Genomic DNA, 13,491 nt, shown 5'->3' with positions numbered 1-13,491 from the left:
ACCTTCGCTGTTTAAAACATGCTCGGGAAAACATCTATTTTTTCTGCTCACCCGGTCGCGTAATTTTAAAATCTGCCGCATCCCAAATATCGGACGAAAGAGCCGCACTCCGACTGCCGATCTTCGTGGACCGATAAAAAGCTGTGCAAGGTACCGATTACATACATGAGCACGCAAACCATTGCGTCGACTTCGCGCGATCGTATTCACGACCCACGGACTCAGGGGGAAACATGATCACCGGTACCCGACAAAGCGGATTTTCCGCATTGGGGCCCATCAAGTGGGGCGCCCATCTGTGTCATTTCTACGAATCGCGCAGTGAATTGCTGAGCGTCACCGCAGAATTCCTGCGTGCCGGACTCGAGAACGGCGAGATGTGTGTATGGGTCGCTCCCGCGTTGCTGGGCCCCGACAAAGCCCGTTACATGCTGGTACGGGAGGACCCCGCTCTCGCCAGTTTCATTGACGCAGGGCAACTGCGCATTCTCGATGCGGCAGAGTTCTACGCGCCTGCCAATACAGGTTTCGACGGCGGCGCCACGGTCAGCATCTGGTCGGCGGCGATCAACGACGCGCTTGGGCGAGGCTTCGAGGGCCTGCGGGTGGCCGGCGACGCGATCTGCAACGAGACAACCAACTGGGCAGCCCTGATCGACTATGAAGCCAGCTTGCAGCAGAAGCTGGCCGGGCGCCCGATCATCGGTTTATGTACTTACTGCATGCATCGGCTCCGCTCTGCGCAGGCTCGTGAGATCGAGCGCCTGCACGACGCAACGGTTCAGGCGCCGCTTGCCGGAGAGTCCTGGCGCTCACGTGCACCGACCGGTTGTCAATCCGGGCCTCAGACGCAACATGCGGCCATGAACGGCACGCTTCGCGATGACGCAAAAGAAGTGTTGACCGGCCCGATGATCGGCCATGAGATACGCAATGCGATCACGCCGATTGGGCTCCTCGCCCGCTTGCTCAACACCCAGTACGGCCACGACGAACAGCTGACGCGTTACGCGTTGCTGCTTTCGCGCCAGGCGAGCTTGTTGGGCGAGTTGGCCCAGCAGTTGATGGCGCCCGCCACACCTCCTTCCGCTACCGCCCGTGAACTCACGCTGGCGGTTTCGTCGTCCTCGTTGCCCGCCAGAGGTCCTGCTCTGGGTTCCGGCGTGGATGTCGGCGATCTGCTGGCTCACTGTGTTCAGGTTGCCGAAGCCGGCCTTCCCGATCATGTGCCAATCGAACTGATGCCGGGCGACAGTCCGTTGAGAGTCCAGGGCGAGTTCGACAAACTGGCTCAGGTCTTCGTCAACCTGATGAGCAATGCGCTGAAGTATTCCGCGCCTGCGGATGCGATCCAGGTAGTGGCGTCCCGAGCCGGACGTTACTGCTACATCAGCGTATCGGACCACGGCATCGGCATCGCTTCAGAAGACCTGGTGAAAATCTTCAGGCCCTACGCCCGGGGGCATACAGGCAGCGATACGAATGTGAGCGGCCTTGGACTGGGCTTGTCGGTGGTCAAGGAGATTGTCGCGAGCCAGGGAGGAACGGCCGAGGCTTTTTCTGACGGACCGGGTCGCGGTTCAAAATTCGTCGTGCGCTTGCCGCTGGCAGGCTCAGCCTCGGGCACTGTGCCGATGCAGTACCAGGTGGATGCTGCCGGAACGATCCCCTCTGCTTCTGTCTGACAACACGTCTCCATCTGGCTGATAGCCCGCTCTTGATGCTGGATGCGACGCGTACGTCAACGCGTAGTCGCTCATTGCGCGTCAGGCGCTCACTTGTCCCGCCGGCCATCAGCCCGCCTGCGCGTCCACGGGCGGTCGAGCGCGAGTGCGGCAAATGCAGGTCTGCACAAACGTTTTCTACGCGAACCGCAGCACTATCTGCATAACTACGACGATTCGAGCGATTGCTGTCGATGTCGTAAAAAACCATCAATCTCAGGTTATTTCTCTGGATAACCTGTGCCCCCTCGGGCCGGCTAATAGCGGCCAACACTGCGATCAAACCGCGTGGCCCGACCCACTTCTCGTCCCGACACCCATATGCGGCCCAAGCCCAGCGGCAATGCGGGCTTCGTCCTGATGGGGCCCGATGCAACACCCGCCCCGATTAATCGAACTAACTAGATGGTACAAATAAGTACAAACCCCCAAAGACGCCATATTGCGTTTGAACGACACTTCGGACTCGTTCCAGAGCGGTTCGAATGGCTAGCTCGCTGGTGCTCCCCTTTGCGGGTCTTTGCACCCGCATGCTCATCGACCCTGCCTATCCACGGGCCGGGCGGCGAGCATCACTAGCGTTAGAAATGCAGAATAATTTTTTAAAGAGGAGCACATATGAAAAAGGCACTCATCGGTTCAGCTCTGGGGTTGGTCGCCCTGGGCGCGCACGCACAAAGCAGCGTGACGTTGTACGGTATCGTCGATACGGGTATCGGCTATCAAAGCAGCGCGGCAAAACTCGGGTCGAACGCAGGTGGCGCTTCGCAGGTCAGGATGATCAACGGCATCTGGGCGGGCAGCCGTTTCGGCCTGAAGGGCGCCGAAGATCTGGGCGGCGGCACGAAGGCCATTTTCCAGTTGGAAGAGGGTTTCAACAGTGCAAGCGGTGCTGAGAGCGTCACGGGTCTGATGTTCAGCCGCCTCGCGTATGTTGGTCTGACGAATGCCAACTTCGGTACGTTCACGATGGGCCGTCAGTACACGGCGTACTACTCGATGCTGTCCGCGTACAGCCCGACCAATTGGCTGACGGGCGCATACGGCGCGCACCCGGGCGATATCGATTCGATGGACACGATCTATCGCGCGAATAACTCGCTGGTGTACGCGTCGCCGAGTATTCATGGCCTGACGGTCAGCGGCTCGTACTCGCTGGGCGGCAACCCGGGCAGCTTCGCTGCGGGTCAAACCTGGAGTGCGGCAGCCCAGTACCTGTATGGTCCGTTCGGCGTCGCGGCAGGTATCCAGCGTGTCGATAACGCGGCTAACGGCGGCGCGACGTGGAACTCTGCGTTGTCGAACAACGGCGCGCAACCGGGTATCTCGGGTGTCAACAACGGCTTCTCGTCGGCAGCGAAACAGCAGCGCGTTGCAGTCAACGGCGGCTACGCATTCAACTCGCAGTGGGATGTCTCGTTCGCCTATTCGAACGTGCAATACGCCCCGGGCGTCAACTCGTTCTTCCAGGGCACGGCGATCTGGAACACGGGTGGTGTCGTGCTGCACTGGAAGCCGATCACAGCGCTGGATCTGGGAGCGGGCTATAGCTACACGCGCGCAACGCAGTCGAACGGCATTACGAGCGCCGCGAGCTACAACCAGTTCAACCTGTCGCAGTACTACAGCCTGTCCAAACGCACGGGCCTCTATGCACTGGAAGCCTATCAGCGCGCGGGCGGCAAGACGCTTGGTTCGGATGGCAAGACCATCATCAACGCAACGGCTGCTATTGGTGACGGTCAGAACGGCTCGCCGTCGTCGTCGCGCAGCATGGTGGCTGTCGGCGCAGGCATCATCGTCAAGTTCTAATTGTGTAAGTAAGTGAGTGCGTGGCGGCGCAGTGTCATGCCGCCATGCACGTTCTTCTGCGGGCACGCTCTTCCGCGACCGGTCACCCGGTAAAAGTGCCAACGCGATCATCAGGCCCAATGAGTGGTCGATAGCCACAGCGAGCGGTGCGTAGGTCTGCCGTCACCGCGGGGCAGGCGCACGACGTTGGCCGGCTCAAGCTCTTCCCTTCCGTTCCCTTCCCGCAGTTTTCGTTGCGCGCGAGTTTGCGTCGCGAACGCCCCCTTCAAAACGCTCCTTCAAAAAAAGCAGTCGCGCTGCCAGAAAGTGCTGTCCGCTACAATAGCGGCTAGCCACTCTTCGCTGCGCGGGTAACGGCGCCAGCGGTTGGGTAGACGTCATCCCCCTTTTTCTTGCTGACTGCGCGTCTTCCGGCTCGACTCCGGAATGCCATCGACGGTCAAACCTCGCGTTCTCTCCGGTAATCGCGTCGATCCGCGCGCTAACGGCCAGGATACGCCACGCTCGCCAGTCGGATCGACTGCTATCGCATCACCGGAAATCTGCTTTTTCAATGCTGTCATGAACAACAACATCGCCGACCCTGCCACTCCCGCGCGCGCCCCGAACTCGCCGCGCTTCCTGCTGCTTCTGATCTGTCTGTTCGCTTCCGCCGGGCAACTCGCCATCGACATCTACGTGCCCGCGCTGCCGGCAATGGCGCGCTTCTTCGCGACATCGCCGCAGGCTATCCAGTCGAGCGTGTCCGGGTACATGGTGGCCTATGCACTCGGCCAACTCATCTTCGGGCCGGTCGCCGACGCGTACGGCCGTAAGCCCGTGCTGGCTTTCGGGCTCGTGATCTATACGATCGGCTGTCTCCTGTCGCTGGCCGCGACCAATCTGGAAACGTTCATCCTTGCCCGCTGTCTGCAAGGATTCGGTATCGCGACCACCAATCTTCTCGCGAAAGCGATCATCACCGATTCGTTCGCCGGACAGGCACTCGTGCATGCGTTCACTTACATGTCGATTGCGTGGGGTCTCGCGCCGATCGTCGCACCCGTGATCGGCGCGCACTTGCAAATCTGGTTTGGCTGGCAAGCCTGCCTCGTGTTCCTGCTGGTCTATTCGCTGGTGATGTGGGGACTGCTGTGGCGTTATCGCGAAACGCTGCCGCGACCGGTGCACCTCGCGCCGCGTACGCTGATGGCCAACGGAGGCAAGGTGTTATCGAGCCCGGTATTCCAGAGCTGCTTCCTCGCTCAAGGGCTTTGCTACAGCATCCTGCTCGTGTTCAACATCGTTGGACCGTTCATGGTGCAGAACACGCTGCACAAGCCGCCCACCTTCTTCGGTTATCTCGCACTCGGCATCGGGATGATGTATTTCCTGGGCGGCCTGTCGAATCGTATGCACGGCCCGCGACTGCCAAGCGCAGAGCAACGACTGCGTTTCGGCGCGCGTCTGATGGCGGGGGCATCGATTGCGATGCTGGTGCTCGCGCTGACAGTCGGACTGCGGGTATGGACACTCGCCACACCCGTGCTCGTGATGGGCTTCTGCGCCGGCGCGATGTATCCCACCTTGATGGCCAAGGGTAATTCGTTGTTTCCGCACATCGCGGGCCTCACAAGCGCGATTCTCGGATGCGCGCTGCTACTCGTGTCGTCGGCGATGATGGGACTGGCCGGCTTCGTATCGGTGCAGGAACTGACACCGCTGGCCGTGTTTTTCGTGTTGCTCGCGCTCACTGTCGTCATGATGGTCACGAAACTGCTGCGACATCTCGCGCAACTTCAGCCCGCCGTGGTCGTGAACGCAGGTGGCGAGACGGCGTGATCTGGCGGTTTTCGCCGATCAGAGCACGCTAATGATGAACGACTCTGCGCTCAATACACATCTCAACGACGGATGCGCATAGCGCTTACACCAGCGATGCTTGCGGCGCATCACCGATCACGCATCTACATCGCGATACGCAGCAAACTTCGACGTCCCGCCAATGCCGGGATTGAAGCAATTGCACGGATCGAGTTCCTGATAGAACGCGGCGAGTTGAGGCTTTGCTTGATATAAGTGCCCCACGTTGTGCTCGGCGGGATATTCCGCGCCGCGCACGTCGAGCAGTTCGAGCATTTCATGCTCTAGCGCAACGCAGTCGTTGCCCTTCGCGACGATATAGTCCTGGTGAAAAACGTGGCACAGGAAGTGCCCGTAATACAGCTTCAACATGATCGGGCGTTCGATCTTTTGCGGCAATTGTTCGAACCAGTCGCGCTCGTTGCGTCGCAGAGCAATATCGAGTGCAACGATATCTTCGACCTCGCGATGATGCACGGCGCGATATCGCACCGCGGCGCTCGCCGCCGCGAAACGATGCAGGAAAGCCTTGCGGCCTTCTTCGTCGCTGCATTCGAAATACGCGCCGCCTGATTGCGCGAAGCGCCCCGACAAAAACGCGCGCGCTTCGTCGATGCCCGCTGCCGGGACTTTCAGCATCAGATGATGTTCGTACTGTTCGCGGTATGTCGTCAGACGTTGCGGCAGATGATCCGGCAGACGCTCGCTGAACCATTGCAACACGCGATCGGTCAGGTGTTTGGGCATGAAGCCGAGACGCTCGAACGCTACGTCACAGCGCGTTTTCAGATTGAAAAACAACGGCAAACGACTAGTACCGAACTTGTCGATGATGACGAACAGGTCCTTGCCATATTTCTTCGCAACGTCGAATGCATCGCGGTGCATATACTCGCCGGCAATCGGCAGATGCGTGAAATTCGCGAGCGCATGGCGACGGATCTCAGTTAGCACGCTGGTATCGTTCGTGCCGATGTAGAACACCTTTGCACCCTGCTCTGCCGCGAAAGTATCGAGGCGGACCGCGAACACCATCAGCTTGCCAGCGCAACCCGAGGCCTCGTACAGGCGTCGCGGATCGGCGTTGTAGCGCGCGGGCGTAGCCGCATCGATATCGCGGACATGGGTTGCATACTCGCGATCCGACGCCGCTGCGCCAGCGTGAATGTCCGTGTCACTGAACGACCCGGCTTCGACGCGTGACAGAATTTCTTCCGGCGTGCTGCCGAGTTCCACGCCCAGATGATTGACGAGCCTGAGCGTGCCGCAAGCATCGACCGCGGCGAACAACGCCATTTCTGTATAGGCCGGACCGCGATGCACGAGCGAGCCGCCCGAATTGTTGCTGATGCCGCCCAGCACCGACGCGCCAATGCACGATGACCCGATCACCGAATGCGGTTCGCGTCCAAGCGGCTTCAGCGTGCGTTCGAGTTGATCGAGCGTGGCGCCGCCGACACACACCACCTGACGTCCGCCGCCGATCAGATGAACGCGCCGGATGCGCGTCGTGCTGACAATCACGATGTCTCGATCGTAGTCGTTGCCATCGGGCGTCGAGCCGCCGGTCAGGCCGGTGTTCGACGCCTGGGTAATGACGATCGTGCGCGCCGCCACGCACGCAGCAAGTGCCTGCCATTGCTCGACCAGCGTGCCGGGCCGCACGACGGCGAGCACCCGGCCCGTGCCGAACCGATAGCCGGTACGGTAGCGGCGAGTTTGCGCGTCGCTGGTGAACACATTGCGTGCACCGACAATCGCGCTCAGTGACGCAATCAAGGATTGACTTGCGCCCGCAAGCGGGGCGGGGAAATGGGCGGTATCGGACATGATGGCCTTCGATCACAGATTACGTAAGCGGCTTCAGACCCGGCGCGGCGGCGACGACACGTCTGCCGACGCTGAAGTCAGACGCTGTGTCAGCGTCAACACGGCACCGACAAACAGCGCCACGGCGACAACGATCAGGCCGGCGTTCGTGCTGTGCGTCACGTCTTTCATCCAGCCGATAATCGACGGGCTCACGAAGCCGGCAAGATTGCCGACCGAGTTGATCATCGCAATGCCGGCAGCGGCGGCCGTGCCGGTCAGCACGCTGCTCGGATAAGTCCAGAACACCGGCATCATCGACAACACACCGGCTGTGCCGAGCGACAACGTCACCAGTACGAACGCGAGGTTGCCGGTGGAGAGCGTGCTTGCGTACAACCCCACCGCCGCGGCGACAGCCGCCAGCGCGAGGTGCCAGCGGCGCTCATTGCGACGGTCCGAACTGCGCGCCACCAGAATCATCGACACGATGGCGATGGCATACGGTATCGCCGCCAGAAAACCGACGTCGAGTGCGTCCTTTACGCCCGCCGCCTTGATCAGCGTGGGGAGATAAAAACTCACGCCGTAGAGACCCATCATGCAGCAGAAGTAGATCGCCGCAAGCCGCCACACGCGGCCGTTCGACACGATGCTTTTCAGCGACGCCTCTACACCCGCATGTCCGTCACGCGCGATGTTGTCTTCGAGAAGCTGCTTTTGCCGCGCGTCGAGCCAGCGTGCGGCGCGGATGCCGTTGGGCAGCACGAATAGCGTGACGATACCCAGCACCAGCGACGGAATCGCCTCGAGCACGAACAGCCATTGCCAGTTCGCCAGGCCCCGCACACCGTTAGCCGCCTGCATGATCCAGCCCGACAGCGGTCCGCCCAGCACGCCCGCCACCGGAATACCGATCATGAACAATGCGTTCATCCGGCCACGGCGCATCGACGGATACCAGTAGGTCAGATACAGCACGATCCCTGGAAAGAAGCCTGCTTCGGCGACGCCGAGCAGAAAACGCAGCGCATAAAACGACGCCGGCGATTTCACGAACACCGATGCCGCCGACACTAACGCCCAGGTCACCATGATGCGGCTGATCCACACGCGTGCGCCTACCCGATGCAACAGAATATTGCTCGGCACTTCGAACACGAAATAGCCGATGAAGAAAATCCCCGCGCCGAGTCCATACACCGACTCGCTGAACTTCAGGTCACTTAGCATTTGCAGCTTCGCGAATCCCACGTTGACGCGATCCAGATAGGCCGCGACATAGCAGATGAACAGGAACGGCAATAGACGCCACGTTACTTTCGCGTAAGTCGCAGTTTCGAAAGCGGTGGTTGCGATCAGGGAAGGGTTCTGAGGTCGGTCCGACGCGAGTCGGTCAGACACACTGGCGGGATCGGGCGGGTTCATTACGAGTCTCCAGATTCATGCGCGGCTTCACGCCGCAACTGAGTTTGATTGCTCGCATTGTTCCGTGCCATTACAGCGCTGTCGAGACACAACCTAACTGGTCCTACCAGTTATTTTTGCCGTGCCAGATGTGATGATCCGCGCAAATCAGGCGTGGTGCGGTCTCGCGGCGGCATGCAGCGGTTCGCCGACACTTGCGTTCGGCGTCATTCCCAGCCGTTGAGCCGCAACGTTGCCCGCACCAGCCGCTGCTCCTCGGCCTCGATCTCCTTCAGGCAGGCGATGGTGGAAGTGATATGCGTGCTCGCGGCCTTGCGCGCCTGTTCCGGCAGTTTGCCCGTCACAGCTTTGTAAAGACGGGCATGCTGCCTGTCGATCACGCGCTTTTCCGCTTGCCGATGGTAGAGATTATTCACTGACGCGAAGACCGAACTCAGCAGTACGTCGGTGAGCGAACTCAGCGTGTGCACGAGCACGGGATTGTGCGAGGCCTCGCAAATTGCCAGATGGAATGCATAGTCAAGGCGCGCGCGGGTCGATTCACCCACCCCGCTATGATTTGCGGCGAGCATTTCCTCATAGCGAAGGGTGATGATCGCGAAGTCGGCCTGCGTGCCGCGAAGCGCGGCCAGGCGCGCCGATTCGGCTTCGAGCAATTCACGCACTTCGAAAATGTCGTACAGGGTTCTCGGCTGCGAGCCGAGAAGATGCATCATCGGTGTAAGAGCGGGCTGCGTGTTCAGCGCCGCAACGAACGAGCCCCGTCCCTGCGACGTTTCGATAATCCCGCGTGCGCGCAGCACCTTCAGCCCTTCTCGCAGCGCTGACCGCGAAACGCCCAGCTTGACCATCAGGCGCCGCTCGGAAGGCAGCGCCTGACCCGGCTTCAATACACCGTCGACAATCAGGCTTTCCACGCGCTCGGAGACGACGTCAGCGATCTTCAACGCGCTTTCCAGAGTTTTCTTTTCGGCTGCATTTTTCACTGGTCCTACCACCTTGAGGATTCACCCTTCTCGACGATGCTAGCATTTTTGTCATGCGATGCGACGAGCAGCGAGAAATGTTCAGGCATCGGGAGAGCCAGGCGAGCGCACGCGCACTGAGGAGATGAGCGCCGTCAAGGCGAGCCACCTCCGCGGTCTTTTTTGTCGGAAAGAGGAAACGCGCGAGTCGCGCGCTGAGGGCCACGCACAACGCGAGCAGAAGATGGTGACGCTACGCCCGCACAACGAAAAACGGCGGCATATTCGCCGCCGTACAATTCGTCCCCCATCCGCTGAAGAGCAGGCGACCTGGGCGCCTGTCATTTGACCCATAGCGGGCGGCAGTGAATGGAGTTGTTAGAGTGATTCGACCCTGTGAACCTCAGAACTGCTCGATCCACGTCGCAAGGCGATCGGCGGGAAACTCTGTCTTGCGTTGAACCGGCCGGAATGCAATGGCCTCACCCTCACGGACCGGTTCGAGCGCAAAGTCATTCCCGTCCAGCCACAGAAGGCTTGCAAACCAGACAGCGTGCTGATTCGACACCGCGTTGTTAGCCGGTTCGCCCAGGAATTCTGTCAGTGCGGGAAGATCGCTCCAGATCAGAGCATCGCCTTCGCGACGGACTTTGATGCCCGCCTCCTCCAGCGTCCCGGCCACCGCCGACACTGCGCCGCTCACGCCAGAACCGGCATGACGGTTACGCAGCGTCGCGAGGTTCTCCGCCACCTGATGCCCAAACACTCCGCTGCGGTTACTCTCGGCGGCGACCAGATCGGAATAGTCGAGCAACAGCCAGTCGGCCTCGGAGCTTTGCACGCTGGCCAGTACCGCTGCGGCCAGGTAGGTATCCACCGGCTGGAAGCGCTCCGGCCCGATCAGCGTGGCGGACATCGCGCGAACCGCACCGACCCGTGTGGCGAGCGTCTGCTTTTGCAGCACACCCAGCTTCTCGCGCACCAGATGATCCCGCTCCTTACGCAACTCGGCCAGTTCGAGCGCCTGCTTCAGTTCCATCCGCAACGCGGTGATGTCCCACGGCTTCTTGATATAGCGGTGGATATGACCGAGGTTGACGGCCGCGACGGTCTGGTCGATCTCCGAATACGCGGTAGTCAAAATCCGCACGATATGCGGATAGCGCTCGCTGGCATAGCGGAGCAACTCGTTGCCGAATTCGCCCGGCATGCGCTGGTCGGAGACAAGGACCCCCACGCTGTCACCGTGCGCGTCCAGCAGAGCCTTGCCCTCTTCTACCGAACCGCCAGTCAGGACCGGCGCCAGGCTTCCGATAGCACGCTGGAAGTATTTCACGGCCGTGGCCTCGTCATCGACGAAGATGATCGCCGGTGACGACTCCTGTGTGGCTTTCGCTTCGTTCATCAATAACTCCTGTGCGTTTTATCTTTGATAGGGGGGAAATCCAGCATGACGGTGGTGCCGCCCCCTGGCGTGGACTCGATCCGGATGCCGCCGCCACAGGATTGCATGACGCGGTTACACAAAATCAGGCCCAGGCCGTTCCCACCGGATTTCGCGTGGGTGGTGATCGGGTCTGTCAACAGACTGGCCTTTACCTCAGGCGGAATGCCGGGACCGTTGTCGCAGATGCTGATGCCGGGCTCGGGTTCCGCTCGCACCGTGAAGCGTACCGACGGCGCGGACACATCCGCGAGCGCGCGCAGCGCGTTGGACAATAGCGAAGAGAGCACGAGTGCCACGCAATTCGGTTGCGTCACCACCGGAAAGTCGCCGACCACGTCAACCTGTACCCACGTCCGCTGCGTCGTTGCAAACGGATAGGTATCGAGCAGCGCGGAGATGAGTCCGTTTGCGGTAACCTCGTTGCGCGGATCGCTCCCCGCAAGCCGCCTGTGCCCATTGTGGACCGACCGCCAGAACGATGAGACGACCGATATGCAGTACTGCGCGCTCTCACGCATCGACCGCGCGGCGCCAGCGATCTCACCGTCGGCGTCGTGCGCGCGGCCGGAATCCTGCTCGCCGTCAGTACGGTTTTCGATACTGCGCGCGTTCAGCGCGATAGCCGCGAGCGGCGTGTTCAGTTCATGCGCGAGAAAGGCCAACGTCTCGCCCATTGCCATCAAGCGCTGATTCTGCAACGCACGTTCGTGGTAACGATCGAACGCGACATGCAGCGTCTCACGCACGATAGCCGGCGTCAGCGGCTTTTCGAGAATGCGGAATACTTCGCCGGCATTGACCGTTTGCAGCAACACGTCTTTGTCTGCGTAAGCGGTGACCAGAATGCGAATGATGTGCGGATATTCCTGCGCCACCTGCCGCAGCAGATCGCCGCCATCGCGCCCGGGCATACGAAAATCCGTGACCAGTACCGCAATGCGAGCGCTGTCCTGCAGCAGGATGGCGCTTGCCTCGTCACTGCTTCTCGCGACCAGCACGTCGTATTCTGCCCCTACTGTGCGGGCGAAATATTTGCATGCCAGCTCTTCGTCGTCGACGTAGAGAAGAGTGGGCCGCGTCTGTCTGATGTCATTCATTATGTTCTCAAGGCGCGCGCGACAGATCAAAGCTGAACGATGCCCAGCTTCCCAGTTCGCTCTCGGCAAACAGCAGACCGCCGTGGCGCTCGATGACCGCATAACTGATTGACAGCCCCAGACCCAGGCCCTGCCCGATGTCACGGGTAGTGAAGAACGGTTCGAACACGCGCGCGAGATGTTCATCCGCAATGCCTGGCCCATTGTCCCGTACTGTCACGTGCAGACGATCTTCCTCCCATTTCACGGCGATGTTAATGGCGGGTTTGACGGTGCCCGCTTTACGCATGGCCAATACCGCGTTCGACAGCAGATTGATCAACACGCCGATGATCGCAGCCTCGTCGCCTTGCACCAGCGTATCGACGGGAAGGTCGCGCGTGACCGCGACGCCGCGCAATTCATGCGCGACGAGTCGAATGGATGAATCGAGCGCTTTCTCGAACAGGAACGGGGTGCCCACCTCTGCCTCGGCACCCGGCTTGCGATAGGCGAAAGTCTTCAGGTCCGACACGATATGCTGAATGCGTTGCATGCCCTGCTTCGCGTCGACAAGACATTCTTGCAGCGTCGGTTCCGTTTTGGTTATGGGCTCTTCCAGCCCGAGTTCGATCGCCATCAGGCAGAAATTCACCGGATTGTTGACTTCATGCAGCAGGCCAGCGGCAAGCGTACCGATTGCCGCCATTTTTTCCTGTTGCAACAGTTGACCCTTGATGTCGACCAACTGACGGTTGATCACTTCCAGTTCAGCATTCTTTGCTGAGACTTCGGCATTCTTCGCGGAGACCTCTGCCTTCAGGCGAAACAGCATGAAGCGCACTCGCTCGTTGAAGAAGGTATAGACCGCGCTGGCCGCGGCAGCAAACAGAAGAAGCAACACGTTGACGGTCAGCGTGCCGCCCGGCAGCCCACCACTCGAATGCAGCAGGCAGGCCAGCAGGTAGAGAACGCACGACAATACGCCAAACACCACGTTCTGCCATAAGCCGAAAGGCAATGCGATGCCGGACGCGAAGATGGCGAGATTCAGCCCCATGTAGTACGGCGACAGCACACCGTCGGTCTGCCAGATCATCCACGAAATCATGATCTGCGGCAGCAGCAGCCATGACAGGGTCAACCATGGGCTCAGGTTTCGTCCCGCCGAACTGCCCAGCAGTACCACGATGCCGCCGATCAGCAATGAAACGACCACCCGCGCCGCCGCGAACGGTAACAGCAGTTGAGGATACTGCGCGTAATCCAGTCCCACGCCGAGTAGGACAAGCACAATGGCCGTATAGGCGCCGCCACGGCTGAACGTAATGCGAAAGTCCGCCAGCTCGGTTTGATAGCCTGAGTGCAGTTGGCTGATGCTCATGGAT

The 13,491-nt window shown here is 60.4% G+C and carries 9 protein-coding genes; 3 read left to right on the top strand and 6 right to left on the bottom strand.

The annotated features are described in order from the left end of the window. Positions 1-233: 233 nt before the first annotated feature. The 3 genes from LMG28727_RS21755 (at position 234) to LMG28727_RS21745 (ending at position 5,357) form a co-directional block, all read left to right on the top strand. On the top strand, positions 234-1,685 hold the full coding sequence (locus LMG28727_RS21755; RefSeq protein ID WP_201644364.1) for an MEDS domain-containing protein: 1,452 nt from the start codon (positions 234-236) through the stop codon (positions 1,683-1,685). 657 nt (positions 1,686-2,342) lie between these two features. Further along, positions 2,343-3,536 carry a porin gene (locus LMG28727_RS21750; protein WP_201644363.1) on the top strand — a complete coding sequence of 398 codons (1,194 nt, stop codon included), beginning with the start codon at positions 2,343-2,345 and terminating at the stop codon, positions 3,534-3,536. A 561-nt stretch (positions 3,537-4,097) separates the two neighbouring features. Continuing rightward, positions 4,098-5,357 carry a multidrug effflux MFS transporter gene (locus tag LMG28727_RS21745; protein WP_201644362.1) on the top strand — a complete coding sequence of 420 codons (1,260 nt, stop codon included), beginning with the start codon at positions 4,098-4,100 and terminating at the stop codon, positions 5,355-5,357. 117 nt (positions 5,358-5,474) lie between these two features. Here the strand turns inward: LMG28727_RS21745 and dld are convergent, their stop codons facing one another. From dld to LMG28727_RS21715, 6 genes are all read right to left on the bottom strand, one after another. After that, positions 5,475-7,208 (bottom strand): D-lactate dehydrogenase, encoded by a 1,734-nt coding sequence (gene dld, locus LMG28727_RS21740; RefSeq protein ID WP_201644361.1) that lies wholly within the window; start codon positions 7,206-7,208, stop codon positions 5,475-5,477. Positions 7,209-7,241: 33 nt separating this feature from the next. Next, positions 7,242-8,615 (bottom strand): MFS transporter, encoded by a 1,374-nt coding sequence (locus tag LMG28727_RS21735; RefSeq protein ID WP_236592197.1) that lies wholly within the window; start codon positions 8,613-8,615, stop codon positions 7,242-7,244. Between the two features lie 206 nt (positions 8,616-8,821). Next, the gene (glcC, locus tag LMG28727_RS21730) at positions 8,822-9,601 is read right to left on the bottom strand and encodes a transcriptional regulator GlcC (RefSeq protein WP_236592196.1); all 780 of its coding nucleotides are present in this window, start codon (positions 9,599-9,601) and stop codon (positions 8,822-8,824) included. Positions 9,602-9,983: 382 nt separating this feature from the next. After that, positions 9,984-10,985, bottom strand: coding sequence for a response regulator (locus tag LMG28727_RS21725; protein WP_201644359.1), 1,002 nt, complete (start codon positions 10,983-10,985; stop codon positions 9,984-9,986). Continuing rightward, entirely contained in the window at positions 10,985-12,124 is a 1,140-nt protein-coding gene (locus tag LMG28727_RS21720) for a hybrid sensor histidine kinase/response regulator (protein WP_201644358.1), read from the bottom strand. The genes LMG28727_RS21725 and LMG28727_RS21720 overlap by 1 nt, the downstream gene beginning before the upstream one ends. A gap of 7 nt (positions 12,125-12,131) precedes the next feature. Continuing rightward, positions 12,132-13,487 carry a sensor histidine kinase gene (locus LMG28727_RS21715; RefSeq protein ID WP_201644357.1) on the bottom strand — a complete coding sequence of 452 codons (1,356 nt, stop codon included), beginning with the start codon at positions 13,485-13,487 and terminating at the stop codon, positions 12,132-12,134. Between the last annotated feature and the right edge of the window lie 4 nt (positions 13,488-13,491).

It is taken from the genome of Paraburkholderia metrosideri (assembly GCF_904848625.1).
Taxonomy (GTDB): Bacteria; Pseudomonadota; Gammaproteobacteria; order Burkholderiales; family Burkholderiaceae; genus Paraburkholderia; species Paraburkholderia metrosideri.
Note: the sequence above shows the minus strand (reverse complement) of the source record. Positions and strands in the feature narration are given on the sequence as shown.